The 26294-nt window shown below is 60.8% G+C and carries 19 protein-coding genes; 17 read left to right on the top strand and 2 right to left on the bottom strand.

Annotated features, from left to right (window positions below):
- Positions 1-11 precede the first annotated feature (11 nt).
- The 4 genes from feoB (at position 12) to ACGHIZ_RS09205 (ending at position 5790) form a co-directional block, all read left to right on the top strand.
- On the top strand, positions 12-2372 hold the full coding sequence (feoB, locus tag ACGHIZ_RS09220) for a ferrous iron transport protein B (RefSeq protein WP_390447632.1): 2361 nt from the start codon (positions 12-14) through the stop codon (positions 2370-2372).
- A 124-nt stretch (positions 2373-2496) separates the two neighbouring features.
- Entirely contained in the window at positions 2497-3693 is a 1197-nt protein-coding gene (locus tag ACGHIZ_RS09215) for an MFS transporter (RefSeq protein WP_390447630.1), read from the top strand.
- A 153-nt stretch (positions 3694-3846) separates the two neighbouring features.
- Positions 3847-5223 (top strand): alpha-amylase family glycosyl hydrolase, encoded by a 1377-nt coding sequence (locus ACGHIZ_RS09210; protein WP_390447626.1) that lies wholly within the window; start codon positions 3847-3849, stop codon positions 5221-5223.
- Positions 5224-5226: 3 nt separating this feature from the next.
- Positions 5227-5790, top strand: a complete 564-nt coding sequence (locus ACGHIZ_RS09205) for a DNA-deoxyinosine glycosylase (RefSeq protein ID WP_117639553.1) — start codon at positions 5227-5229, stop codon at positions 5788-5790.
- A 1-nt stretch (position 5791) separates the two neighbouring features.
- On the opposite strand, the gene ACGHIZ_RS09200 is transcribed toward ACGHIZ_RS09205, so the two are convergent.
- Positions 5792-6463 (bottom strand): hypothetical protein, encoded by a 672-nt coding sequence (locus ACGHIZ_RS09200; RefSeq protein ID WP_117639555.1) that lies wholly within the window; start codon positions 6461-6463, stop codon positions 5792-5794.
- A 93-nt stretch (positions 6464-6556) separates the two neighbouring features.
- Here ACGHIZ_RS09200 and ACGHIZ_RS09195 point away from each other — a divergent pair, with 93 nt between their 5' ends.
- The 12 genes from ACGHIZ_RS09195 (at position 6557) to rpsJ (ending at position 24219) form a co-directional block, all read left to right on the top strand.
- Positions 6557-7693: a pyridoxal phosphate-dependent aminotransferase gene (locus ACGHIZ_RS09195; RefSeq protein WP_390447623.1), complete on the top strand. Its 1137-nt coding sequence runs from the start codon at positions 6557-6559 to the stop codon at positions 7691-7693.
- Between the two features lie 503 nt (positions 7694-8196).
- Positions 8197-8718, top strand: coding sequence for a 50S ribosomal protein L10 (rplJ, locus tag ACGHIZ_RS09190; protein ID WP_055250258.1), 522 nt, complete (start codon positions 8197-8199; stop codon positions 8716-8718).
- 102 nt (positions 8719-8820) lie between these two features.
- The gene (gene rplL / locus ACGHIZ_RS09185) at positions 8821-9198 is read left to right on the top strand and encodes a 50S ribosomal protein L7/L12 (RefSeq protein ID WP_006235005.1); all 378 of its coding nucleotides are present in this window, start codon (positions 8821-8823) and stop codon (positions 9196-9198) included.
- A gap of 314 nt (positions 9199-9512) precedes the next feature.
- On the top strand, positions 9513-10421 hold the full coding sequence (locus ACGHIZ_RS09180) for a UTP--glucose-1-phosphate uridylyltransferase (RefSeq protein ID WP_055250255.1): 909 nt from the start codon (positions 9513-9515) through the stop codon (positions 10419-10421).
- A 350-nt stretch (positions 10422-10771) separates the two neighbouring features.
- Positions 10772-14200: a DNA-directed RNA polymerase subunit beta gene (locus tag ACGHIZ_RS09175; RefSeq protein ID WP_233506176.1), complete on the top strand. Its 3429-nt coding sequence runs from the start codon at positions 10772-10774 to the stop codon at positions 14198-14200.
- Positions 14201-14206: 6 nt separating this feature from the next.
- Positions 14207-18682, top strand: coding sequence for a DNA-directed RNA polymerase subunit beta' (locus ACGHIZ_RS09170; RefSeq protein WP_199585923.1), 4476 nt, complete (start codon positions 14207-14209; stop codon positions 18680-18682).
- Positions 18683-18990: 308 nt separating this feature from the next.
- Positions 18991-19509, top strand: a complete 519-nt coding sequence (locus ACGHIZ_RS09165) for an RNA polymerase sigma factor (RefSeq protein WP_187361806.1) — start codon at positions 18991-18993, stop codon at positions 19507-19509.
- Positions 19460-20536: a DUF4179 domain-containing protein gene (locus ACGHIZ_RS09160; protein ID WP_117817112.1), complete on the top strand. Its 1077-nt coding sequence runs from the start codon at positions 19460-19462 to the stop codon at positions 20534-20536. Before ACGHIZ_RS09165 ends, ACGHIZ_RS09160 begins: the two co-directional genes overlap by 50 nt.
- A 269-nt stretch (positions 20537-20805) precedes the next feature.
- The gene (gene rpsL, locus ACGHIZ_RS09155) at positions 20806-21183 is read left to right on the top strand and encodes a 30S ribosomal protein S12 (protein ID WP_006235012.1); all 378 of its coding nucleotides are present in this window, start codon (positions 20806-20808) and stop codon (positions 21181-21183) included.
- 73 nt (positions 21184-21256) lie between these two features.
- Positions 21257-21730: a 30S ribosomal protein S7 gene (rpsG, locus tag ACGHIZ_RS09150; protein ID WP_006235013.1), complete on the top strand. Its 474-nt coding sequence runs from the start codon at positions 21257-21259 to the stop codon at positions 21728-21730.
- Between the two features lie 19 nt (positions 21731-21749).
- Entirely contained in the window at positions 21750-23849 is a 2100-nt protein-coding gene (gene fusA / locus ACGHIZ_RS09145; RefSeq protein ID WP_022094183.1) for an elongation factor G, read from the top strand.
- A gap of 61 nt (positions 23850-23910) precedes the next feature.
- Entirely contained in the window at positions 23911-24219 is a 309-nt protein-coding gene (gene rpsJ / locus ACGHIZ_RS09140) for a 30S ribosomal protein S10 (protein WP_022094184.1), read from the top strand.
- 116 nt (positions 24220-24335) lie between these two features.
- Here rpsJ and ACGHIZ_RS09135 read toward each other — a convergent pair whose 3' ends face one another.
- The gene (locus tag ACGHIZ_RS09135; protein WP_117635351.1) at positions 24336-25112 is read right to left on the bottom strand and encodes a biotin--[acetyl-CoA-carboxylase] ligase; all 777 of its coding nucleotides are present in this window, start codon (positions 25110-25112) and stop codon (positions 24336-24338) included.
- A 174-nt stretch (positions 25113-25286) separates the two neighbouring features.
- On the opposite strand from ACGHIZ_RS09135, the gene ACGHIZ_RS09130 reads away from it, so the two are divergent.
- Complete coding sequence (locus ACGHIZ_RS09130; RefSeq protein ID WP_117563769.1) at positions 25287-26246, top strand: beta-ketoacyl-ACP synthase III; 960 nt, start codon at positions 25287-25289, stop codon at positions 26244-26246.
- The last annotated feature ends 48 nt before the right edge of the window (positions 26247-26294 follow it).

The raw sequence follows: 26294 nt of genomic DNA, 5'->3' as shown, positions 1-26294 counted from the left end.
AGGATGAGCGCGTGAAGCTCGATACACTCGAGATTGGAAAGGACGCCGTTGTCGCATCGGTGGCATCGGACGATCAGGCACTCCGACAGCATATTTTGGACATGGGCCTAACGCCGGGCACCGAAGTCACCATGATGAAGTACGCTCCTATGGGCGACCCGCTCGAGATTCGCCTGCGTGGCTACGAGTTGACGCTGCGCAAGGACGATGCTGCTCGCATCGAGCTCGTGGGTGTTCACGACACAGACACGGGTCCGCGCACTAACGCCGCAATCGGCACGACGGAGCACCCGGCACTTGGCGAGGGGACGTATTCGCCCCGTGCTGCCAAGACGGCCGTGCCCGAGGGCGCACCGCTGCATTTTGCCCTCGCCGGCAACCAAAACTGCGGTAAGACCACGCTGTTCAACCAGCTTACGGGCTCCAACCAGCACGTCGGTAACTTTCCCGGCGTGACGGTCGACCGCAAGGACGGCACCATCCGTAACCATCCCGAGGCAAGCGTTACCGACCTGCCCGGCATCTATTCGCTGTCTCCGTACACGGGCGAAGAGATCGTCAGCCGCCAATTCATCTTGGACGAAGACCCCGACGCCATCATCGACATCATCGACGCCACCAACATCGAGCGTAACCTGTACCTGACGCTGCAGCTTATGGAGCTCGATCGTCCCATGGTCATCGCGCTCAACATGATGGACGAGGTGACGGCCAACGGCGGCGCCGTGGACGTCAACCTGCTCGAGAGCCTGTTGGGCGTGCCCGTTGTCCCCATTAGCGCTGCCCGCAACGAGGGTATCGGCGAGCTGGTGGATCATGCCTTGCACGTGGCGCGGTTCCGTGAGCGCCCCGGTCGCCTGGACTTCTGTGCGCCCGATGGTCCAGACGGCGGTGCACTGCATCGCTGCATCCACGGCATTGCCAACCTGATCGAGGACCATGCCGCGACGGCGCACATTCCCGTGCGTTTTGCGGCGACCAAGCTGGTTGAGGGCGACGAGCTGGTGACCGAGGCACTTCATCTGGATCGCAACGAGCTTGACGCCATCGAGCACATCATTACCCAGATGGAGGGCGAGGCCGGCACCGACCGTCTATCTGCGCTGGCCGACATGCGCTTCGGCTTTATCGGCGACGTGTGCGGGCGCTGCGTCGTAAAGCCGCACGAGAGCCGCGAGCACGTGCGCTCCGTCAAGATTGACCGCATCCTGACAGGTCGTTACACAGCCATTCCGGCGTTCCTGGTGATCATGGGCCTCGTCTTTTGGCTGACGTTTGGCGTGATCGGCGCGGCGTTGCAGGGACTTATGGAGGACGGCATCGCTGCCATCATCGCCTCGGCCGATGCGGGTCTCAAGGCGTTCGGCACCAACGACGTGGTGCGCTCGCTGGCCGTCGACGGTGTTCTCACGGGCGTGGGCAGCGTGCTGACCTTCCTGCCGATCATCGTCGTGCTCTTCTTGTTCCTCTCCATTCTGGAAGACTCGGGCTACATGGCGCGCGTGGCCTTTGTCATGGATAAGGTATTGCGTCGCTTTGGCCTGTCGGGCCGCAGCTTTGTGCCCATGCTCGTCGGTTTTGGCTGCACCGTGCCGGCTATCATGTCGACCCGTACGCTCCCATCCGAGCACGACCGCAAGATGACGGTCATGCTCACGCCGTTCATGAGCTGTTCGGCCAAGTTGCCGGTCTACGGTCTGCTGTGCGGGGCGTTTTTCCCGCAGGCGACAGTTCCCGCCATGGTCTCGCTCTATCTGATTGGCATTGCGGTCGGATGCATAGCGGCTTTGGTGCTCAACCGCACGGCATTTAAGGGCGACCCGGTGCCGTTTATCATGGAGCTCCCCAATTACCGCCTGCCGAGCGTTAAGACGACGGTGATGCTGGCATGGGATAAGGCCAAGGACTTTATTACCAAGGCCTTTACCATTATCTTTGCCGCCACCGTGGTCATCTGGTTCCTCCAGACGTTCGATATCCGCTTTAATGTGGTCGCCGATCAGTCGCAGAGTCTGCTTGCCGGTCTGGGTAGCATCATCGCGCCGGTGTTGGCCCCACTCGGTTTTGGCGACTGGCGTGCGTCGACGGCGCTCGTCACCGGACTCATTGCCAAGGAGAGCGTCATCTCGACGCTCACGGTGCTTTTGGGCGCAACGTCGCCCGCGGCGCTGTCGACCATGTTTTCGCCGTTTACCGCCTACGTGTTCCTGGTCTTTACGCTGCTGTACCCGCCCTGCGTAGCGGCAATCGGCGCCGTCAAGAGCGAGTTGGGCGCGCGCTATGCCGTGGCCGTGTTCGCGTTTCAGGTGACGGTCGCCTGGATCGTGGCGTTTGTCGTGCATTCGGCGGGCATATTGCTGGGGCTGGCTTAGTTATTTATTGATGGCGCAACCTCTGTGTATTGAGTTGATTACGGCCCCGCATCTGTTGCTGACGGATGCGGGGCCGTTGCTATATAATCGCCCATCGCTCAAGACAATCGGAGGGGGTTCCTACATGACTCAGGCAAGACAAGATGGCATCTCGCTCAAGCAGTGGCTCCCGCTTATCGGGCTTGCCTGCTGTTCGTTCGTGTTCAACACATCAGAGTTCATGCCCATTGGCCTTCTGACTGATATTGCCGCATCGTTCTCGCTCACCGAGGCCCAGGCAGGCATCATGATTTCGGTCTACGCCTGGGGTGTCATGCTGCTGTCGCTGCCACTCATGGTGTTTGCCTCGCGCTTTGAGTTCAAGCGGATGCTGCTGGGCGTTTTGGCCGTGTTTTCGCTCGGCCAGTTCTTGTCCGCCTTGGCGCCCACCTATCCTATTTTGGTTTGCGCGCGTCTGGTGGTCGCCTGCGCGCATGCCGTGTTCTGGTCGGTCGCCTCGATCATGGCTTCGCGCCTGGTCGACACCCGCCATGGGGCGCTCGCCATCAGCATAATCGCCACGGGCTCGTCCATCGCGCAGATTTTTGGCCTGCCGATCGGCCGCGCCATCGGGCTGGCCGTGGGCTGGCGCATGACATTCGCCGTGGTCGGTGCCTTCTCTGCCGCCGCGGTGGTGTACCAAGCCGCGGTGTTTCCGGCTATGCCGGCGGGTGAGCGCTTTACCGTCAAACAGCTGCCCGTGCTGCTCAAGAACCCGTTCCTGATCGCGCTCTACACGGTCACGGTCTTTATGGCAACCGGCTATTATGCGGGTTACAGCTATATCGAGCCGTTCCTGGCGCAGGTCGCGCACGTCGACGCAAGCGCTATTACCATGACGCTGACGGCGTTCGGCTGCTCTGGTCTGCTCGGAAGCTGGCTGTTCGGCCGTCTGTTCGATGGGCATCGCTTCCCGTTCTTGGCTATCACGCTCTCCGGCGTGCCGGTGGCTCTGCTGCTCATGGGTCCGGTTGCACCGTCGCTCGTCGCCGTTCTCGCTGTTTGCGCGCTATGGGGCTGCTGCGCCACGGCCTTTAACGTGGCGTTTCAGGCCGAGCTCATCAAGTACACACCGGCGGATTCGTCGGCCGTCGCCATGTCGATCTTCTCGGGCCTGTTCAATCTGGGTATCGGCACGGGCACCGCAATCGGTGGCGCCGTGGTTTCGGGTCCCGGTATCGCTTGGATTGGCTTCGCGGGCGGGGCGATTACCGTCGTGGGCGTCATCCTCGCCATCACGGTGCTGTTCCCGGCCATACGCCGCGCAAAGCCCGTCGCCTAATCACGTCCCCTCATCAGCTGCGGTGGAATAGCTCCTGTTTAAGGCCTCTGAAGGCCCAAGCAGGAATTATTTCACCGCAACTTATTTTGGGGGAGGGGATACGCGGCGGGCATACAATGGATGTCGTTGTGTTGAGCTTACCGGGAGGTTGCTATGTGGGCATACGAGACGACGTTCTATCAGATCTATCCGCTGGGCTTTTGCGGAGCTCCGCGCGAAAACGCCGCGCCCGTTGCCGAAGATGAGCTCGCCCAGGCTGCCAACGCAGCGCCCAACCCCGATGCGCCCATCATGAAGATCGCCCAATGGGCCGACTACCTGCAAGAGCTCGGCATCGGTGCTGTGCTCATTAACCCGCCGCTCGAATCCGACAGCCATGGCTACGACACGCGCAGCCTGCGCCATATCGACCGTCGCCTGGGTGGGGATGCCGATTTTGCCGCCGTGTGCGAGACGCTGCACGCCCATGGCATCCGCGTGGTGCTCGATGCGGTCTTCAACCATGTGGGCCGTGGCTTTTGGGCCTTCCGCGATGTGCAGGAGCGCAAGTGGGACTCGCCCTACAAGGATTGGTTCCACATCAGCTTTGACGGCGACTCCTGCTATGGCGATGGCTTTTGGTACGAGGGCTGGGAAGGCCATTTTGAGCTCGTGAAGCTCAACCTGCAAAACCCCGCCGTGGTCGATTACCTGCTCGAGTCCGTGCGCCGTTGGGCCGACGTCTTTGGCGTCGACGGCCTGCGCCTGGACGTTGCCTATATGCTCGACCGCGACTTTATGCGCCGCCTGCACGCCTTTGCCCGTGAGCTCAAGCCCGACTTTGTGCTGATCGGCGAGACGCTCCACGGCGACTACAACCAGATCGTCAACGACGAGATGCTCGACTCCTGCACCAACTACGAGTGCTACAAGGGCCTGTACTCCAGCTTTAACTCGGTCAATATGTTCGAGATCGCGCACTCGCTGCACCGCCAGTTTGGCGGTGACCCGTGGTGCATTTATCGCGGCAAGCATCTGCTGTCGTTTGTCGACAACCACGATGTGCCGCGCCTGGCGAGCATCCTTACCGACAAGTCCTGTCTGCGCCCCGCTTATGGCATGCTCTTTGGCATGCCGGGCATTCCGTGCGTCTACTATGGCAGCGAGTGGGGGATTCCTGGCGAAAAGGGCGGCCCCGATGGTGACTGGGCGCTGCGACCTGCGCTCGATGAGCCTGCGCCCAACGAGCTGACGGCCTTCATCAAGCAGCTCGCGCACCTGCGCTCGGCAGACGACGCGGCGGCCCGTGCCCTCAACTATGGTGCCTATCGCAACGTGGTGATTCAGAACAAGCAGCTGCTGTTCGAGCGCGCCTGCGACGACGCGACGGTGCTCGTGGCGGTCAATGCCGTGAACGAGCCCTATACCTTTGGAGCCGGCGAGCTCAACGGCTCCTTTGCCGACCTACTTGCCGACGGCGCGCCCACAGTCGAGCTAACGGGTGCCCTTGAGCTTGCACCCTACGAGGTGCGCTATCTGTTGAGGGCCTAGGCCATGGCTGCGTCCGACGAGGGCTATCAACATATTGAGCATGGGTTTGAGCCTGTGTTCGACCAGCACTCGCGCGTTTTGGTGCTCGGATCGTTTCCCTCGGTGCTTTCGCGCGCCAACGCCTTTTATTACGGCAACCCTCAGAATCGCTTTTGGCGTGTGATGGCCGCGTGCCTCGGTGTGCCCGTGCCGCCCAACGAGGGAGACTCTTTGGCGAGCGGCGAGCCCGCGACGCTCGACGCCTCGGTTGCTGCCAAGCGGGCTATGCTGCTCAACGGCGGCGTGGCCCTGTGGGACGTGATCGAGAGCTGTGACATCAAGGGCTCAAGCGACGCGAGCATCAAAAACGTCGTTCCGGCGCATGTCGAGCGCATTACCGATGTCACGCCGATTGAGGTCGTTATCTGCAACGGCGGCGCGGCCGGGCGGCTCTACAAACGCTATCTACAAGAGCGGACGGGGCTACCCGCCATCGTGCTGCCGTCGACGAGTCCTGCCAACGCGGCGTGGCGTTTGGAGCGGCTTGTCGAGCGTTGGAGTGAAGCCGTTGACTGGGCTGTTATTTAATTTAGATTTTTGTTTGAGCGTGGGCGCCCAGACGTTTCAGAACGCCTCGCCAGATCGGCGCGGGCACGGCTGGCTCGGTGCAAATCATGCCGTCGGCGTCGACGTCCTCGGCATTACCACCACCAAGTCGCTGCGCATGCTCAACCGAACAGCCCATACGAACGGCGCCTACGAGCTTGTCCATCGCTTCCGAAAACGGTCGCCGCAAGAGTCCCATGCGCGGTGAGTGACGAAGCGCCGCGAAGCCGCTGCCGGTACAGACGACAACGCCGCCGCACCATGACAGCCCACGAAGGTCGCACGTCGCTCGCAGACGCACGACGAGCCCGTGTGCTCGCTCGAGGCCGCCGACGTCGGCCTGGACAACAACATAGGCACGCGTCCCTGCGCCGCCAAAGCGGTCGAGCATCTGCTTAATGGGCGCCATCGCTTCATCATTGGGTGCATCTTCAATGGCGAACACAATGCCATCGGCGGCACCGGCAACGCTGCCGGAATCATCCGCCTCCAAAACGACCGGGTGGGGGAGCACAGTGCCGGAAAGCTGTGCATAGGCGGCGATGGCATCCTGCAGGTCCCAGAGCAAAAACTCAAGATCGGCGCTCTCGGAAATACTGACAAACGCGATGTTATGCAGTGTTTTTGGTACATCGCCGCGTGCGGTCGTCTCCATGCCGTCTCCTTTCCGGTTGGTTTCCGTTTAGGTTACACCGTCCGGCGGCGCCCCGCCGCGCTATCCTAGTGCAACCCTTACGAAAGGAACGTCATGCGTCTGCCCATGAACACCTCGCTTGCCACGCTTAAGCCCTCCGGTATCCGCCGGATCAACGCGCTCGCCGCCCAGCATCCGGGGTGCATCGCGCTCGCGCTAGGCGAGCCCGATTTTCCCACGCCCGATGTGATTAGCGCCGAGGTGACTGCTTCGTTGGACCGCGGCGACACGCACTATCCGCCCAACAACGGTCGCCCCGCCCTGCGTGAGGCGTTATCTGCCTACATGGGGGACGCGGGCCTTATGTTTTCGGCCGACGAGGTCATCCTGACCGACGGCGCGACCGAGGCCCTGTCGGCAACATTCATGGCTATGCTCAACCCCGGCGACGAGGTCATTATTCCCACGCCGGCCTTTGGCCTGTACGAGAGCATCGTTGTGGCCAATCACGCCAAAGCGGTCTTTTTGGATACGGAGCCTGCGCAATTTCAGATTGACGAGGATGCGCTTCGCGCCTGTGTGACCCCGGCGACCAAGGCCGTCGTTATCTGCTCGCCCAACAATCCCACGGGCTGCATTCTCAACGCGGCATCGCTCGACGCCGTGGCGCGCGTAGCGGAGCAGTCGGGCATCTACGTAGTCTGCGACGACGTATACAACCGCCTCGTCTATGTGGACGGCTACGAGCGCTTCGCCCAGCGACACCCGGAGCTGCGCGAGCAGACGGTCGTCATCGAGAGTTTCTCCAAGCCCTGGGCCATGACCGGCTGGCGCCTGGGTTGGCTCGCGGCAGCGGCACCCGTCATCGCCGAGATCGCAAAAGCTCACCAATACCTAGTATCGAGCGCCGTCTCCTTCGAGATGGACGCCGCAGCCCGAGCCCTGACCGTCGACCCAACCCCCATGCTCAAAGTCTACCGAGCCCGCCGCGAACGCGTACTCGCAGCCTTAAACGCCATGGGCCTCGACGTAGTAGAGCCCGCAGGAGCCTTCTACACTTTCCCGAGCATCAAAAAGTTCGGCCTAACCAGCGAAGACTTCTGCATCAAAGCCATCGAAGAGGCAAACGTAGCCCTAGTCCCGGGCGACTGCTTCGGCACCGAAGGCCACATCCGCCTAAGCTACTGCGTCTCCGACAAAGACCTAGACGAAGGCCTCCACCGCCTGTCCACCTTCGTTTCAACCCTGTAGCCATCAGGGACGCAACGCATCAGCCTACCGACATAAGGGTTATGCGTGGGGCGCGTCGCTCAACGGGCGCGAGGATTCGCAGCAAAGTTACCGCAGCTCCGGTCCGAGGGGCCGGGTTGAGATTTTCGTAGATTCCGCACGAGCCGAAGGCCACTTAATGTGGCCTTCGTGCGAGCCAGGACTTGACCGAGCGAAAATCTCAACCCGGCCCCTCGGACCGGAGCGTATGCAGGGTTTGTGTACGAATCCTCGCGCCCGTTGACCGACGCCAGGGTCCCCGCCATAATACTTTCGGTTCACGCACGAATCCGCTGCCAGAGACAGCCGGTGCAAACGGGCATCGCCCGCGAGCTTAATGGGACATCCCGCCAGCCGAGGTGGTCGAGTAGATATGTCTTCTCGCCCCCGTCGCTCATGCAGCGCGGGGGCTTTCTTTTTGGACATGCCCCCGTCACGTCCTTGTGGCGGACCGTGCCCGGAAAGAATTCGAGGAGGTGTAATTCATGCCCCAGCAGTACAAAATCGACAAGGTTGCAGAGATCGAGTCCCGTATCGCCGAGAACGCCGGTCTGTTCGTCGTCAACTACAACGGTCTGACGGTTAAGCAGGCTCAGGAGCTGCGTCATCAGCTTCGCGAGTGCGGCGCCGAGATGAAGGTCTACAAGAACAACCTGGTCAAGATCGCTCTCAAGAACCAGGAGCAGCCCGAGATCGACGAGATCCTCGCCGGCCCCGTCGCTTATGTGTTCTACGAGACCGAGCCGGTCGAGGCCGCTAAGGCCCTTAAGGACTTCTCCGCTAAGTCCAAGGGCGTCCTTGAGATCAAGGGCGGTATCTCCGACGGCAAGGCCGTTTCCGCTGATGATGTTAAGGCTATCGCCGAGCTGCCCACCAAGGATCAGCTTCTCGGCCAGATCGCCGGTCTCATCTCCGGTTTCGCTCGCGACATCGCTGTCTGCGTCAACGGCGTTTCCTCTGGTCTCGCTCGTTCGATCCAGCAGGTCTCCGAGCAGAAGGCAGCCTAGTCGCTGTTTTCACCCGCGGCGGCAACGCCGCACCCCTGGCGCATTCGCGCCGTGTTTTAACTGATCTCCGTGCACAGACACGGAAACCGAAAGGACTTAGAAATGGCTAAGCTTACCACCGATGAGATCATCGATGCTCTTAAGGAAATGACCCTTCTCGAGGCTTCCGAGCTCGTTAAGGCTATCGAGGACACCTTCGGCGTTTCCGCCGCTGCTCCTGCCGCTGTTGTCGCCGCTCCCGCTGCTGGCGCTGCTGAGGCCGAGGAGAAGACCGAGTTTGACGTCGTGCTCGAGGGCTTCGGCGACAACAAGATCCAGGTCATCAAGGCCGTCCGTGAGCTCACCAACCTTGGCCTGAAGGAGGCCAAGGAGGTCGTCGAGGGCGCTCCCAAGGCTGTTCTCGAGGGTGCCAAGAAGGAGGACGCCGAGGCTGCCAAGGAGAAGCTCGAGGCTGCTGGCGCTGCTGTCACCCTCAAGTAATCAGGCTTTCTCGCCAGATTTCTTTGCAGACGGGGTTCGCATTGCGAGCCCCGTCTTTTTTGTTTTTCGGTCCCTCGGCATCGGTTGCTCAAACTGCCATGTTCTGTGATTTGCGTCGTATCGGGTGCCCTGCCGTTGGGCAATAAAATTGCACCATTCGAGCAATAATTTGCGTTGACCTGCTGAAGAATTGTCTCTGCCTTGTAGCGACATATAGTTCCAGCGGTAAGATGCTTGGGTATCGCAATTTGGTCTGCGGCTGTGTGCCGCACGCATGGGGCGCTTTTGCGCCTGCGAAAGGATCTTTGAATAACATGAAGGCAATCATCCCCGCCGCCGGTCTTGGCACGCGTTTTCTGCCTGGCACCAAGTGCACGCCCAAAGAGATGCTGCCGGTGCTCGACAAGCCCGTCATTCAGTACGTCGTCGAGGAGGCACTCGACCCCGAGGAGGTCGACGACGCCATCATCGTTACTTCTCCCGGCAAGCCCGAGCTGCTGAACTACTTCCAGCCCGACCGTTCGCTCGAGAACCTGCTGCGCGAGCGCGGCAAGAACGCCTATGCCGATGCCGTCGCCCACGCTGGCGGTATGCCGGTCGACTTCCGTTATCAGTACGAGCCCAAGGGCCTCGGCCATGCTATTCGCTCTGCTGCCGACGCCGTGGCAGGGGAGAACTTCCTGGTTCTTCTGGGCGACTACGTTGTGCCTAACCGCGATATCTGCGACAAGATGCTCGCCGTTTCCAAGGAGCACGGTGGCGCTTCGGTTATCGCCGTCGCTGCTTGCTCGCCCGAGGAAGTCAGCCGCTACGGCGTTATCGCTGGCGAGCGCGTCGGTTCGCTCGAGGGCGCCGAGGACGTTGCCGATGCCGAGCCGGGCGCTGTCTGGCGTATCGGCGGTCTGGTTGAGAAGCCCGCTCCCGAGGCCGCTCCGTCCAACCTGTACATCGTCGGTCGCTACCTGCTGAGCCCGCTGGTCATGGACCTGCTGGCAGATCAGCAGGCCGGCAAGGGCGGCGAGATCCAGCTCACCGACGCCATGGCCCGTTCGCTCGACCGCGAGGCCATGTACGCCGTCGTCATCGACCCGCTGTCGGGCTACGACACCGGCACTCCCTCTGGCTGGATGGCCACCAACGCCCTCATGGCTGCAAGCGACCCCCGCTTTGCCGATGCCTTCTGGGACGCTATCGACGAGCGCGGCGGATTGATGCGCAAGTAAGCCTTCGGGCACCGACATTTACGGGCGTGGACCTCGGTTCGCGCCCGTTTTTTATAAGAGCTGCGATTGCTGGCTCTCTGTTCACAGAAAATATATGAACAGATGTTCGATACACATACATCTACCTGCGTGTTTTCTGTCGAAAAACTTTGCTACTCCAAAAACTCAATCGCGTCAAGGCTTTTCTTGCCCAACGGTCGGTACCTGATAAACTATTAGGTTGCGATAACTGGCGAAGCTATGCCTCGCCAACCCACCGAGCATTTCCGTGAAGGAGGAAAAACCTGGTGACCTACGCATACACTGCCACTGAGCGCAAGCGCGTCAGCTTCGGGAAAATCCCGGAGGCCATGGAGCTCCCCAACCTTATCTCTGTTCAAAGGGAATCCTTTGAGCGTTTTAAGGACGAGGGTCTTCGTGAGGCGTTCAAGGAATCCAGCCCCATCCAGAGCCAGAACCATGTTCTCGAGGTTACCTTCGGCGAGCATCAGTTCGGCGACCCCGCGCACACCGTCGAGGAGTGCCGCGAGAAGGACATGACGTATCAGGCCCCGCTTCTGACCGATGTTCGTCTCACCAACAAGGAGACCGGCGAGATCAAGGAGCAGCTCGTCTTTATGGGCGACTTCCCCATGATGACCGATCAGGGCACCTTCATCATCAACGGTACCGAGCGTATCGTCGTCTCGCAGCTCGTCCGCTCCCCGGGCGTGTACTACAGCTCCGAGATGGATTCGGGCAAGCAGATCTACAAGGCCCAGATCATCCCGTCCCGCGGTGCCTGGCTTGAGTTTGAGGTCGACAAGCGCGACCAGCTCATGGTCTCCATCGACCGTAAGCGCAAGCAGAGCGCCACGATGTTCCTGCGCGCCCTTGGCATCGCCGTCACCAACGACGACATCATCGAGCTGCTCGGCAACTCCGATGTGATCAAGCGCACCCTGGAGCGCGACACCGCCCTCACCCGCGAGGACGCCCTCATCGAGATCTACCGTCGCCTGCGCCCAGGCGAGCCTCCCACCGTGGACGCTTCCCGCAGCCTGCTCGAGGGCCTGCTCTTTAACCCGCAGCGCTACGATCTGGCCCGCGTCGGTCGTTACAAGGTCAACAAGAAGCTCAACCTCACCACCGAGGAAGAGGTCACGGTGCTCACCGACGAGGATATCGTCGCGACGCTGCGCTACCTGCTGTCCCTCGCTGCCGGCGAGCAGGGCTTCAAGGTCGACGACATCGACCACTTTGGCAACCGCCGTATCCGCACCGTTGGCGAGCTCGTCGCCAACCAGTTCCGTATCGGCATGAGCCGTATGGAGCGCGTCGTCCGTGAGCGCATGAGCTCCCAGGACATCGACGAGATCACCCCGCAGTCGCTCATCAACATCCGCCCGATCGTGGCCTCCATCAAGGAGTTCTTCGGTTCCTCGCAGCTCTCGCAGTTCATGGACCAGGCGAACCCCCTGACCGGTCTGACCCACAAGCGCCGTCTGTCCGCACTCGGCCCTGGTGGTCTTGCCGGCCACAAGTCCGGCTCCAGCCGCCGCACCAACGTGCCGACGGCCGTCCGTGACGTTCACAACTCGCACTACAGCCGCATGTGCCCGATCGAGACCCCCGAAGGCCCCAACATCGGCCTGATCGGCTCGCTCGCCCTCTACGCCCGCGTCAACGAGTATGGCTTCATCGAGGCCCCGTTCCGTCGCGTCGAGAACGGCGTTGCCACCGACCAGATCGACTGGATGACCGCTGACGAGGAAGAGAAGCACGTCATCGCGCCGGCCAACACGCCGCTCGATCCCAAGACCAACGAGTTCATCACGACCGATGCTGAGGGCAAGCTTGTCCGCCCGCACACCGTGATCGCCCGTACCCGCGACTTCGACGGCTCCTTCGGCGCTCCCGCCGACGTGCCCGTCGAGGACGTCGACTACATGGACGTCTCGCCGCGTCAGATGCTCTCCGTCGCAGCCACGCTGATCCCGTTCCTCGAGCACGACGACGCCAAGCGTACGCTGATGGGCGCCAACATGCAGCGTCAGGCCGTGCCGCTGGTTCACCCCGCCGCTCCCTATGTCGGTACCGGCATGGAGCGTCGCGCCGCCCTGGACTCCGGCGAGGTCACCCTGGCCAAGAACGCCGGCGAGGTCATCTTTGCCGACGCCGCCAAGATTATCGTCAAGCATGCCGGTGGCATGGACGAGTATCATCTGGCCAAGTACCAGCGCTCCAACCAGTCCACCTGCATCAACCACCGTCCGCTCGTGCGCGTCGGTGACACCGTTGAGCAGGGCGAGCCCCTGGCTGACGGTCCTTCGACCGATCATGGCGAGCTCGCACTGGGTCAGAACCTCACTGTGGCCTACATGCCGTGGGAAGGCTTTAACTACGAGGACGGTATCGTCGTGTCCGAGCGCCTGGTGGCCGAGGACCTGCTGACGACCATCAACATCACCCGTCACGAGATCGACGCCCGCGACACCAAGCTCGGCCCCGAGGAGATCACCCGCGAGATCCCGAACCTCTCCGAGGACATGCTTGCCAACCTCGACGAGGACGGCATCATCCGCATCGGCGCCGAGGTCGGCCCTGGCGACATCCTGGTCGGCAAGGTCACGCCTAAGGGCGAGAGCGCTCTGACCGCCGAGGAGCGCCTGCTGCGCGCCATCTTCGGTGCCAAGGCCCACGATGTCCGCGACACCTCCCTTAAGATGCCTCACGGCGCTTACGGCCGCGTCATCGACGTCGTCCGCTTTAGCCGCGAGAACGGCGACGACCTGGCCCCCGGCGTCAACGAGCAGGTGCGCGTCTACGTCGCCCAGCGTCGTAAGATCCAGCAGGGCGATAAGATCGCCGGCCGCCACGGCAACAAGGGCGTTATCTGTAACGTTCTGCCGGTCGAGGACATGCCCTACATGGCTGACGGTACCCCGATCGACGTTATCCTCAACCCGCTGGGCGTTCCTTCGCGTATGAACGTCGGCCAGCTGCTCGAGTGCCACCTTGGCTGGGCTGCTGCCTGCGGTTGGGATACCGAGCAGGCCGACTCCGACAAATACGTCCCCGGTCCGTTCTTCACCGCCACGCCCGTCTTCGACGGCGCCAAGGAGGACGAGATCGCCGAGGTCATCCGTCGTGCCAACAAGAACATGCTCAACAAGGCCACCGCTGCCTTTGGCGATCACATGCGCCCCGAGTTCGTCACCCAGCTTGACGAGCGCGGCAAGACCCGTCTGTTCGACGGCCGTACCGGCGAGGAGTTCCGCGAGCCCATTACCGTGGGTACGTCCTACATCCTCAAGCTCGGCCATATGGTCGACGACAAGATCCACGCCCGTTCGACTGGCCCTTACAGCCTGGTTACCCAGCAGCCTCTGGGCGGCAAGGCCCAGTTCGGCGGCCAGCGCTTCGGCGAGATGGAAGTTTGGGCACTGTACGCTTACGGTGCTTCCAACGTCCTGCAGGAGATCCTGACCGTCAAGTCCGACGATACCGTGGGCCGCGTCAAGACCTACGAGTCCATCGTCAAGGGCGAGAACGTTCCTGTCCCGGGTATCCCCGAGTCCTTCAAGGTTCTCGTCAAGGAGATCCGCTCCCTCGCGCTGGACATCGAGCCCATGCACGATGCCGACGAGGACGCCTCCGCCCCTGTGACCGCCGAGGAGACCTCTGCTCTCGACGACCTGGCTGCGCTCGCCGGCGTTGACACCGACGTCGAGGCCGAGGATGCCGAGACCGCCGAGGCACCCGAGGCTGTCGCCGCCACGACCACTGATAAGGAGTAGTTGACTGTGGCAGATTTCGAAGCTACTGATTTTGACTCGGTAAAGATCTCCCTTGCCTCCGCCGACCAGATCCGTTCCTGGTCGCACGGTGAGGTCAAGAAGCCGGAGACCATCAATTACCGTACCCTCAAGCCCGAGAAGGACGGCCTGTTCTGCGAGAAGATCTTCGGTCCCGCCAAGGACTGGGAGTGCTCCTGCGGCAAGTACAAGGGCATCCGCTTTAAGGGCATCGTCTGCGAGCGCTGCGGCGTCGAGGTCACCTCGGCCAAGGTGCGTCGCGACCGCATGGGCCACATCGAGCTCGCCGCTCCCGTGTCCCACATCTGGTACTTCAAGAGCCCCACGAGCTTCCCGATGAGCCGTATGCTCGACATCAAGTCCAAGGACCTCGAGAAGGTTCTGTACTTTGCCAGCTACATCATCACCGAGGTTGACTATGAGGCCCGCGAGGCCGACGCCGACGACCTGCGCGAGGAGCTCGCCGCCGATCTGGAAGAGATCGATGCCGAGTGCGCCCGCCAGATCGAGTCCCTCAAGGAGCAGGGCGACCCCGAGAACTTTGACGAGTTCTCCGACGAGGAGCCGCTGACCCCCGAGGAGATCGCCTCCGGCATCGTCGACATCGAGGAAGAGTGCAAGGACGAGAAGCAGCTCCGCACGGACGCCTTCAACGCCTTCATGAAGCTCACCGAGCGCGACCTCATCTCCGATGAGCCGCTGTTCCGCGAGATGACCCGCTACTACTCCATGTACTTCAAGGGTGGCATGGGTGCCGAGGCCGTCCGCGACCTGCTCGCTGCCATCGACCTTCCTTCCGAGGCCGAGAAGCTCAAGGCCATCATCGCCGACGAGGATTCCCAGAAGCAGAAGCGCGAGAAGGCCGTCAAGCGCCTCGAGGTCGTTGACGCCTTCCTGAAGGGTGGCAACAGCCCCGCGAACATGATCCTGGACGTCATCCCGGTCATTCCGCCCGATCTGCGCCCGATGGTCCAGCTCGACGGTGGTCGCTTTGCCGCGTCCGACCTCAACGACCTGTATCGTCGCGTGATCAACCGTAACAACCGACTCAAGCGCCTGCTCGACCTGGACGCCCCTGCGATCATCGTGAACAACGAGAAGCGCATGCTCCAGGAGTCCGTGGACGCCCTGTTCGACAACGGTCGTCGTGGTCGCCCGGTCTCTGGCCGTGGCGGTCGCCCGCTCAAGTCGCTCGCCGAGGCCCTCAAGGGCAAGCAGGGCCGTTTCCGTCAGAACCTGCTGGGTAAGCGTGTCGACTACTCCGGCCGTTCGGTTATCGTTACCGACCCCAAGCTGCTGCTGCACCAGTGCGGTCTGCCCAAGACCATGGCGCTGGAGCTCTTCAAGCCCTTCGTCATGAAGCGCCTGGTCGAGCTTGGCAAGGTCGAGAACATCAAGGGCGCCAAGCGCGCTATCGACCGCGGTGCCACCTTTGTGTGGGATATCCTCGAAGAGGTCATCGACGGCCGCGTCGTGCTGCTCAACCGCGCACCGACCCTGCACCGTCTGTCCATCCAGGCCTTTGAGCCGGTTCTGGTCGAGGGCAAGGCTATCCACCTGCACCCGCTGGTCTGCTCGCCCTTCAACGCCGACTTCGACGGCGACCAGATGTCTGTCCACGTGCCGCTGTCCAGCCAGGCTCAGGCCGAGGCCCGCGTGCTCATGCTCTCTGCGAACAACCTGCGCTCGCCGGCATCCGGCAAGCCGGTCAACATCCCCTCGCAGGACATGATCATCGGTGTGTACTACCTCACCCAGGTCCGCGACGGTCTGCCGGGCGAGAACCACGTGTTCTCGAGCTTCGACGACGCGCTGCACGCCTATGACTGCCGCTCCGAGGTCGACATGCAGGCCAAGATTCAGGTCCGCGTGTCCGCCGAGAACGCCAACGTCATCAACGAGGACGGCACCCGTATCTTCCGCGTCAAGAATGGCAAGAACGAGTTTGTCGACTACGACGTCACCGGTAACAAGACCGCACGCTTCGAGACCTCTATCGGTCGCATCATCTTCAACCGCCAGTGCCTGCCCGAAGACTACGAGTTCATGAACTACAAGATGGTCAAGGGCGACGTGGCCAAGCTGGTTGCCGACTGCTGCGATCGTTACCCCGAGGCCAAGGTCGGTCCGATCCTCGACGCCATCAAGTACTCCGGCTTCCACTACGCTACCCGCGCCGGCCTCACCATCTCGGTGTGGGACGCTCTCATCCCTGCCGAGAAGCAGGAGCTGCTCGACCGCGCCCAGGCTAACGTCGACCAGATCAACGAGTACTTCGAGGAGGGCTTCATCAACGAGACGGAGCGCCACATCGAAGTCGTTAACGAGTGGACCGCTTGTACCGACAAGGTCGCAGCGCTCATGCTCGACTTGTTCGACGAGGAGAACCCGCTCTACATGATGGCCGACTCCGGCGCCCGTGGTTCTAAGACCCAGCTGCGTCAGCTCGGCGGCATGCGTGGCCTGATGGCAGACATGTCCGGCGAGACGATCGACCTTCCCATTAAGGCGAACTTCCGCGAGGGCCTGCTGCCGCTCGAGTACTTCATTTCGACCTACGGCGCCCGTAAGGGCCTGGTCGATACCGCATCCCACACCTCGGACTCTGGTTACCTGACCCGTCGTCTGGTCGACGTGGCCCAAGACGTCATCGTCCGCGAGGAGGACTGCGGTACGCACGAGGGCGTCACCTACAACCTCATCATCCCCGGCACCACCGACCTCAACACCGACCTCGTCGGCCGTTGCTTCATTGAGGACGTCGTGGCTCCCGATGGCACCGTGCTCTTTGAGCAGGACGGCTACATCGAGAAGGTCGCTGACATCCAGAAGATGGTCGATGCCGGCCTTAAGAAGGTCAAGCTTCGCGCGCTGCTCACCTGCCGCTCCAAGTACGGCGTGTGCCAGAAGTGCTACGGCTGGGATCTTTCCACCCGTCGTCCGGTCGCCATCGGTACCGCGGTCGGCATTATTGCCGCCCAGTCCATCGGCGAGCCCGGTACGCAGCTTACGATGCGTACCATTCACTCCGGCGGCGTCGCTGGCGTCGACGATATTACGCAGGGTCTGCCTACGGTCAGCCGTATGTTCGATATCGTCGGCAACGTCAACGAGAAGATCCTGGGTCGCGAGGCCGAGCTGGCTCCGTACTCCGGTCACCTCTCGATTAAGCCCGAGAAGTCCGAGTACGTGCTGACGCTCACCGACTCCGAGGATCACACCCGTGTCCTCGACGAGCGTCGCGTCCCCGCTTCGGTGCGCTTCATGCCCGAGATCGAGGACGGCTGCGAGGTTCGCGCTGGCGACCAGATCACCAAGGGCTTCGTCAACTTCCGCAACCTGCGCAAGCTGACCGACATCGAGTCGACGATGCACACCTTCGTCGAGAGCGTCAAGGACGTCTACACCAGCCAGGGCGTCGACCTGAACGACAAGCACATCGAGGTGCTCGCACGCCAGATGCTGCGTCGCGTTCAGATCACCAACCCCGGCGACTCCAAGTACCTGCTTGGTCAGTACGTCGACCGCTACGAGTTTGCCGACGAGGTCGAGCGCGTTGCCCGTCTGGGCGGTCAGGCTCCTGTGGCCGAGCCCGTCATCCTGGGTACGCTCAAGGTCGCGTCCAACATCGACTCCTGGCTGTCGAGCGCTTCGTTCATTCGTACCGCTGGCGTCCTTACCGAGGCTGCCATCGAGGGCAAGGTCGACCACCTGCTCGACCTTAAGTCCAACGTCATCGTCGGTAAGAAGATCCCGGCTGGTACCGGCCTCAAGCCGTACGCCAACGCCAAGCTGACGTATCGCACGGCCGACGGCTACGTGGACATCGACGGCCCGGCTTCGCCCAACGCCAAGTCGCTGCCCGAGTGGGCTCCTGTGGAGCTCAAGGACCTGGACGAGCAGCTCCCGCAGCAGCTCGACTGGGCCGGCTACGACGAGTTCGGTGGTGCTGACGGTTCGTTCACCCGCAACGGCCACACCATCTCCGCCGAGAAGGCTCGTCTGTACCTGTTCGACGATCTGGGCGTGTCGCAGCGCTGGACCAACAAGTTCAGCGAGGTTGGCATCGAGACGGTCGGCGACCTGGTTGGCAAGTCCGAGGAGGATCTGCTGCGCATCGATGGCATCGGCGCCAAGGCGATCGAGGAGCTCCGTGACGGCCTGGAGGCCCACGATCTGCTCTACATCCTCGAGAACAACGACGACGTTGCCGACGAGGAAGACCTCTCGCAGCTGCTGCAGATGGTCTTTAGCCCCGACGGTCCGGACGATATCCTGCTGGGTACCTCCGCTCCGACGCATCACGCCGACGCCGACGAGGAGCTCCTGGGCGCCCCGATCGACGACAAGAAGGCTCCCGCCAACGGCGCGATCAACGAGGACATGGCTTCCCTCGACGAGCTGCTCAACCAGCTCGTGGACACCGACGACGCCGAAGAGGCCAAGGACAACGACGAGGAGTAATTAGTTCCGCCGTTCTAACGAACGGCGGCGACCTCCGTCGCTGCGCGGCCCCCAGAGCTACAATCTGTCATTCAAAAGGCAGGGCATGACCAAAAGGTCAATGCCCTGCCTTTTTCATGCCACCTTGTACGCTCTGGGGGCCGCTCGCTTGCGTATGCTCAACTTGTTGCGTTCCGTTGATCACTTGCAAAAAAGGACAGGTTTATTTTGGTAGTTTTTCCTGCTTGAATTTGAAACATTCCGTTTGGTCAAAGCGTATCTATGGTGAGGGCCCCATCAAGAACCATCAGTGTCACCGGGAGGTGATTATGGAAGAACAAGCTTTTAGACAGGCGGTCGAGGATCACCGAGATGTCGTGTTCCGAATCGCCTTGACGTATCTGCGTGATCGCGCTGACGCCGACGATGTCGCTCAAGACGTCTTTCTAAAGTTACTCAAAAGCGATACGCATTTTGAAAGCTGGGAGCATCTTCGTCGATGGCTCATCCGGGTCACGATCAATGAATGCAAATCTCTCTTTCGAAAGCCGTGGAGGCGCGTGGAGGATATTGAAAGTCTGACCGATTCGCTCTTGACGGCGCAGGACGAGACCAAGGCCGTCCTATTAGACGTCATGCGGCTTCCGGAACGATTCCGTATCTCCATCGTGCTCTATTACTATCTGGGCTTCTCGACTTCAGAAATTGCCGAGTTACTGCATGTGCCAGCCGCGACCGTTCGAACGCGTTTAGCTCGCGGCAGATCGAAGCTCAAGTTCATCCTAGAGGAGGGCGACCGTGAAATCCAACCAGATCAAGCAGGCCTTCGAGTCCGTCCAAGCCGATAGCGATCTTGCTGACCGTGTTCTTTATGCCGCTGCTGGCGAGCCGCTTCGCCGAAAGGGTCACGCGAAGCCTCTGTATGTTGCCGTAATCGGATGTCTTGCCGGAGTGCTGGCGACCGGAGGGGTCGCCTACGCTGTTGTCAATTCCAGTTATTTTGCCTCTGCCTGGGGAAACCATGGCAACGGAGAGTCCGTTACCTGGACAAATGGCGGCTCGTCGGGGACGAAATATACCTACACCAGAGAGTTTGGTGATGGTATCGCGCCCCAAAGCCTGGAGGGTGCAGTCCAGAAGGTCAATCTGTCCGTCGAGGGCAACGGCTATACGCTCGACATTCATGAGATGGCAATCGACGAGAACGGTTGCGGTGCTGTGACGTTTACATTGTCCAATCCGAATGGCGTTAGCTACTACAAGCCGGCGGCAGAGCTTGGCGAACTTGTTCTCTATGGTGAAGAAGAAGGGGGCGTCAGTACACCCAGCATGAACTTCGGCGAGGAATGGGCTGATACACGCTGCACCATTGATAAAGACACATCAAGCGACACGGTCATTAACGGCACGATGTACTTTGCATCTTGGAATCGCGATCGAGATTTACGACATGCGGTCACCTGGAATATCAGTTGGACGGAGGGCAAAGGTGAGGATGCGAAGGTGATCGAGGTATCGACGCCAGAGTTTAACGTCGGAGCGCACGTCGATACAAAGGAGCTCCGCTCCGACGACTCGCCTCTCGAGATCAGCCCGTTTTCCATCCAGACGCACATCGATGATCTGGGCTATGAAGCAGTTGATCATAAACTGACCGTCAGCTACAAGGATGGATCGGAGCAGATTATCGAAGATGACGACGCAGGGGCGTACAATTTCTATGTTTCGATGGCGCGCAATAGCGGAGAGAACATCTGGGTTCCGACAAAACTGATCAATGTCGATCAAGTGGTCTCGGTGACCCTCGAGGGCACGAGATGCACATCAACAGGAGAGACCGAAACAGAAGTACCCTTTACCATCGTCTATTCGTAAGGTCTAGGCCGCTTCCTGCTAGAGGAAGCGGCCATTTTTGCGTTACATGGACGGCTGGAATGGGCACTTGCGCACAGGCGGGGATTCCTTTTATGGAGGCTTTGCGGAAATATGGCTATTTTGGGATACGCCCGGCGGCGTGGTCTGTTGACGGCACAGCTAACGGCACGTATCCTATCGAACTGCGTGTTTCGTAGGGGGATGCTGACCCCTCGATTCAAGCCGTTGCACTTTACAGAAAGCTGGAATCATTCGAGAAGGAGTACGCTTTGCCTACTATTAACCAGCTGGTTCGCCAGGGCCGTCGTTCCGTGCCCAAGAAGTCCAAGAACGCTGCTCTGCAGCACAACTCCCAGAAGCGCGGCGTGTGCACCCGCGTCTTCACCACGAGCCCCAAGAAGCCGAACTCGGCTCTTCGTAAGGTTGCCCGTGTTCGCCTCGTCAACGGCATCGAAGTTACTGCTTACATCCCGGGTGAGGGCCACAACCTGCAGGAGCACTCCATCGTGCTCGTCCGCGGCGGTCGTGTCCGTGACCTCCCTGGTGTCCGTTATCACGTCATCCGTGGCGCCTACGACGCTGCTCCGGTCCAGAACCGTATGCAGGCCCGTTCCAAGTACGGTGCTAAGCGCCCCAAGGCTAAATAAGCCAGATAACGTTTTGATACTTTCGCCGTGCGCCGCCTAAGCGCCGCACGGTAGACACTTAAGGAGATTTCACATGCCGCGTCGTGCAGCAGCTAATCGTCGTGAGGTTCAGCCTGACGCCGTTTACAACAACCGCCTGGTGACTCAGCTCATCAACAAGGTCCTTCTTGACGGCAAGAAGGCCACCGCTGAGCGCATCGTTTACACCGCTTTCGAGATCGTTGCCGAGAAGTCCGAGGGTGGCGACGCTCTCGCTACCTTCAAGAAGGCTATGGACAACGTCAAGCCCACGCTCGAGGTTAAGCCCAAGCGTGTCGGTGGCGCTACCTATCAGGTCCCGATGGAGGTCAACTCCCGTCGTTCCACCGCTCTGGGCATCCGCTGGATCGTCAACTTCTCCCGCGCTCGCAAGGAGAAGACCATGGCCGAGCGTCTCGCTAACGAGATCCTCGACGCCTCCAACGGTCTTGGCGCTTCCGTCAAGAAGCGTGAGGACGTCTTCAAGATGGCCGAGGCCAACCGCGCGTTCTCTCACTATCGTTGGTAAGTTAAGGTAAGGAACTAACATGGCTAAGCCTAAGTACAAGCTTTCCGATACCCGTAACATCGGCATCATGGCCCACATCGATGCTGGTAAGACCACCACGACCGAGCGTATTCTTTACTACACCGGTAAGACCCACAAGATCGGTGAGGTCCATGAGGGCGCTGCCACCATGGACTGGATGGTTCAGGAGCAGGAGCGCGGCGTAACCATTACCTCCGCTGCTACCACGTGCTTCTGGAACAAGGACGGTAAGGACTACCGCATCCAGATCATCGACACCCCGGGCCACGTTGACTTCACCGCCGAGGTCGAGCGCTGCCTGCGCGTCCTCGATGGTGCTGTCGCCGTCTTCGACGCCGTTGCCGGCGTTCAGCCTCAGTCTGAGACCGTTTGGCGTCAGGCTTCCACCTTCAACGTCCCCCGCATCGCCTTCATCAACAAGTATGACCGCGTGGGCGCTGACTTCTTCAACGCTATCGAGACCATGAAGGATCGTCTCGACGCTAACGCCGTGGCCGCTCAGGTCCCGATGGGCGCCGAGGACAACTTCTGGGGCGTCATCGACCTGGTCACCATGACTGCATGGGACTTCAAGGCCGACGAGAAGGGCATGACCTACCCCGAGCCGATGGACGAGATCCCGGCTGAGTTTGCCGACATCGCTGCCACCAAGCGCGAGGAGCTCCTCGACGCTGCTGCCAGCTTTGACGACGAGCTCATGGAGAAGATCCTCATGGAGGAGGACTTCACCGTCGAGGAGCTCAAGGCTGCTCTGCGCAAGGGCGTTCTGGCCAACGAGCTCAACCTCGTCTTCGTGGGTTCCGCCTACAAGAACAAGGGCGTTCAGGAGCTGCTCGACGCTGTCGTCGACTACCTGCCCAGCCCGCTTGACGTCGAGGCCGTCACCGGTACCGATCCGGACACCGGCGAGGAGATTCAGCGTCATCCTTCCTTCGACGAGCCCTTCTCCGGCCTGGTCTTCAAGATCATGACCGACCCGTTCGTCGGTAAGCTCACCTACGTCCGCGTTTACTCCGGCCGCGCCGAGTCCGGCTCCTACGTTGTCAACGCTTCCAACGGTCAGCGCGAGCGCCTCGGCCGCATCCTCGAGATGAACGCCGCCGAGCGTATCGACCGTGACGACGCTGCCGCCGGCGACATCGTCGCTTGCGTCGGCTTCAAGAACTCCACCACCGGTGACACCCTGTGCGCCGAGGGCAAGGAGATCGTCCTCGAGAAGATCGAGTTCGCTAAGCCCGTTATTGACGTTGCCATCGAGCCCAAGACCAAGGCCGAGCAGGACAAGATGTCCCTGGCTCTGACCAAGCTCGCCGAGGAGGACCCGACCTTCCAGGTGTCCACCAACCACGAGACCGGCCAGACCATCATCGCCGGCATGGGCGAGCTGCACCTCGAGATCATCGTCGACCGTCTGCTCCGCGAGTTCAAGGTTGACGCTAACGTCGGTAAGCCCCAGGTTGCCTACCGCGAGACCGCTGGTCACGACGTCGAGAAGGCTGAGGGCAAGTTCGTCCGTCAGTCCGGCGGTCGCGGTCAGTACGGCCACGCCGTCATCAAGCTCGAGAAGATGGAGGAGGGCTTCGGCTACGAGTTCGTCAACGCTATCGTCGGCGGCGTCGTGCCCAAGGAGTACATCCCGTCCATCGACAAGGGCATCCAGGAGGCCCTGAACACCGGTGTTATCGCCGGCTTCCCGGTCCTCGACGTTAAGGTCACCCTGTTCGACGGTTCTTACCACGAGGTCGACTCCTCCGAGGCCGCCTTCAAGATCGCCGGTTCCATGGCTATCAAGGACGCCCTCAAGAAGTCCGATCCGCAGCTGCTCGAGCCGATCATGGCTGTCGAGGTCGAGACCCCCGAGCAGTACATGGGCGACGTTATGGGCAACCTCTCCGGTCGCCGCGGCAAGATCGAGGGCATGGAGGATCGCAAGAACAGCAAGCTCATCCGTGCCAAGGTGCCGCTGGGCGAGATGTTCGGTTACGCTACCGACCTTCGCTCCCAGACCCAGGGCCGTGCATCCTACACGATGCAGTTCGACTCTTATGAGCCCGCGCCCAAGTCCATCGTGGACGAGGTCATGAGCAAGAACGCCTAAGTTCGAGCTCCCTGTTACGTAATCCTGCGAGAACATCTCTCGCACTCTTTGGAGGTTTAAGTTGGCTACCCAGAAGATCCGCATTCGCCTCAAGGGCTATGATCACGAGGTCGTCGATCAGTCCGCGAAGCTCATCGTCGAGACCGCTCAGAAGACCGGCGCTCGCGTTTCCGGTCCTGTCCCCCTGCCCACCGAGCGCAACCTGTACACGGTTATCCGCTCGCCGCACGTGAACAAGGACTCCCGTGAGCAGTTCGAGATGCGCACCCACAAGCGCCTCATCGACATCCTCGACCCCACCTCGGGCACCGTTGATTCGCTTATGCGTCTCGACCTCCCCGCTGGCGTCGACATCGACATCAAGCTCTAAGCGATATCGCTCATAGCTTAAAGGGCCCCGCTGCCGTTACGGTAGCGGGGCCCTTTTGTTTTGCATGATGGGTTTGGATCGCCGGGTAAGGCTGCCGAGCGGCTGGCTGTGGCGACCTACTCACTCAAGGGGCGCAATGACGCTTCCTCAAAATGGAAGGATCGCAAGCCGTCTTCTGTTTCGATGCACGCACGACCAAAGCCATCGACCGTTTTAAAGATGCCTCGCGCCAGCTCGTCACCGGCAGGGGAGCGGGCGATAACGTGCTTTCCAATCCAATTGAGGTGAGCGACATATTCGCCGTGGACGGGCGCGAGCGGTCCGGTGTTTTCTTCCATGGCGTTGAGGCGTTCTGCCCAGGCATCTATAGCGTCTATAACTGCGTGATAGACCTCATCGAGGAGCATGTCGACAGCTGGAACGTTCTCGTTAAGGTCCGAGAGACCGATTGCCGGCAGGCCGCCATCGGGCACCTCTTGGGGCGCATAGTTCACATTGACACCAATGCCACAGACGGCGAAAGGTTTGCCTTCGTTATCGCGTGCGGCCTCGACCAGAATGCCGCCGAGTTTGCGTCCACGCGCGACCAGGTCGTTGGGCCATTTGAGGCCAATCTCGTTTGCAAGACCCTGTTTTTCGAGCGCCTCGAGCACCGCTAGGCCGCTGACGGCAGCAAGACCAGAGTACTTCGCAGGATTAACGCATGGACGCAGGACAATCGAAAGCAATAGGTTGCCGGCGGTTGAATCCCACTTGTGGCCGCGCCGGCCGCGTCCTGCTGTCTGAGCCCGGGCGGCAAGTCCTGTGCCGTGCGGCGCTCCCTGTTTTCCTGCTTCGAGCAGGTCATCGTTGGTCGATCCGGTTACGTCGACTATCGTTAATTTGGCATCCATAACGGCTGCTACCTCCTTAATGAATAAGTGAATAACGCAATGGTGTCGAGAGAGACACAATGTGAAGCCTTTGTCGCATTTGGACAATTTAATGTTAACACGTTAACAACGACTGAAATGCGCTATCCTCTCTTGGTCGATGTAAACACGTCAACAACTCAAAGGAGGTTAGTGATGGGTTTCACGATTCTTGGAACAGGCTCGGCGCTTCCTAAGCGCAGTGTTTCCAATGACGAGCTGTCCGAGTTCCTCGATACCTCGGATGAGTGGATTTTTACCCGCACAGGTATTAAGAGTCGCCACGTCTGCACCACCGAGTCACTTGACGACCTTGCCGTAGCGGCGAGCGAGCGGGCACTTCAGGTGTCCGGAATCGACGCGAGCCAGTTGGATCTGATCGTCTGCTCGACGACGACGGGTGACCACCTTGTTCCCGCCGAGGCGTGTGCCGTTGCTGAGCGACTGGGCGCGACGTGCCCTGCCTTCGATGTCTCGGCTGCCTGCGCCGGCTTCGTATTTGCGCTCGATGTTGCCGAGGGCTATATCGCCCGAGGACGAGCCAAGCATGTGCTTGTCGTTGCCGCCGAGCAGATGACGCGCGCGCTCGACTGGACCGACCGCGCCACCTGTGTGCTCTTTGGCGATGGGGCAGGCGCCGCGGTGATTGAGGCTGGGGGAGACAGCCCCCTTGCCGTTGAGCTTTCGACGGCGCCCGACGTCGAGACGTTGTGCGTTCCCGGTCTGGTCGGCACCTCGCCGTTTAAGGCCTCCGCAGATAGCGAGAGCGTGCTGTCCATGAATGGCCGCCGCGTGTTCAAGTTCGGCGTCAACGCGATTTGCGACACGGTCCATAAGCTTGCGAGCGATGCGGGCATTTCGGTCGAGGACATCGACCATTTTGTATTCCATCAGGCTAACGAACGAATCCTGAGTCAGGCGGTCAAGCGCCTCGGTGTGCCAGACAAGCGCGTGGTTCGAACGCTGCGCGAGACCGGCAACATTTCGAGCGCATGCATTCCGCTTGCCCTCGACCGGCTGGCAAACGCCGGTGCACTTCACACGGGCGACACCATCACCCTCGTTGGATTTGGCGCCGGTCTGGATATAGGTGGCTATCTACTTCGTTGGAAGTAGTCGCACATAGGAAATAAAAACGCCCCTAGGGCACAAACAAAGGAGAAC

The organism is Collinsella sp. i05-0019-G5, from assembly GCF_042851345.1.
In the GTDB taxonomy this organism is placed as follows: Bacteria; Actinomycetota; Coriobacteriia; order Coriobacteriales; family Coriobacteriaceae; genus Collinsella.
Note: the sequence above shows the minus strand (reverse complement) of the source record. Positions and strands in the feature narration are given on the sequence as shown.

What these genes read in the sequence shown, in the direction of transcription:
- ACGHIZ_RS09215 (WP_390447630.1), top strand. Translation starts at nt 2,497, where the DNA reads ATGACTCAGGCAAGACAAGATGGCATCTCGCTCAAGCAGTGGCTCCCG.
- ACGHIZ_RS09205 (WP_117639553.1), top strand. Translation starts at nt 5,227, where the DNA reads ATGGCTGCGTCCGACGAGGGCTATCAACATATTGAGCATGGGTTTGAG.
- rplJ (WP_055250258.1), top strand. Translation starts at nt 8,197, where the DNA reads ATGCCCCAGCAGTACAAAATCGACAAGGTTGCAGAGATCGAGTCCCGT.
- ACGHIZ_RS09130 (WP_117563769.1), top strand. Translation starts at nt 25,287, where the DNA reads ATGGGTTTCACGATTCTTGGAACAGGCTCGGCGCTTCCTAAGCGCAGT.
- ACGHIZ_RS09180 (WP_055250255.1), top strand. Translation starts at nt 9,513, where the DNA reads ATGAAGGCAATCATCCCCGCCGCCGGTCTTGGCACGCGTTTTCTGCCT.
- ACGHIZ_RS09165 (WP_187361806.1), top strand. Translation starts at nt 18,991, where the DNA reads ATGGAAGAACAAGCTTTTAGACAGGCGGTCGAGGATCACCGAGATGTC.
- ACGHIZ_RS09195 (WP_390447623.1), top strand. Translation starts at nt 6,557, where the DNA reads ATGCGTCTGCCCATGAACACCTCGCTTGCCACGCTTAAGCCCTCCGGT.
- ACGHIZ_RS09175 (WP_233506176.1), top strand. Translation starts at nt 10,772, where the DNA reads ATGGAGCTCCCCAACCTTATCTCTGTTCAAAGGGAATCCTTTGAGCGT.
- ACGHIZ_RS09210 (WP_390447626.1), top strand. Translation starts at nt 3,847, where the DNA reads ATGTGGGCATACGAGACGACGTTCTATCAGATCTATCCGCTGGGCTTT.
- fusA (WP_022094183.1), top strand. Translation starts at nt 21,750, where the DNA reads ATGGCTAAGCCTAAGTACAAGCTTTCCGATACCCGTAACATCGGCATC.
- ACGHIZ_RS09200 (WP_117639555.1), bottom strand. Translation starts at nt 6,463, where the DNA reads ATGGAGACGACCGCACGCGGCGATGTACCAAAAACACTGCATAACATC.
- ACGHIZ_RS09135 (WP_117635351.1), bottom strand. Translation starts at nt 25,112, where the DNA reads ATGGATGCCAAATTAACGATAGTCGACGTAACCGGATCGACCAACGAT.
- rplL (WP_006235005.1), top strand. Translation starts at nt 8,821, where the DNA reads ATGGCTAAGCTTACCACCGATGAGATCATCGATGCTCTTAAGGAAATG.
- rpsG (WP_006235013.1), top strand. Translation starts at nt 21,257, where the DNA reads ATGCCGCGTCGTGCAGCAGCTAATCGTCGTGAGGTTCAGCCTGACGCC.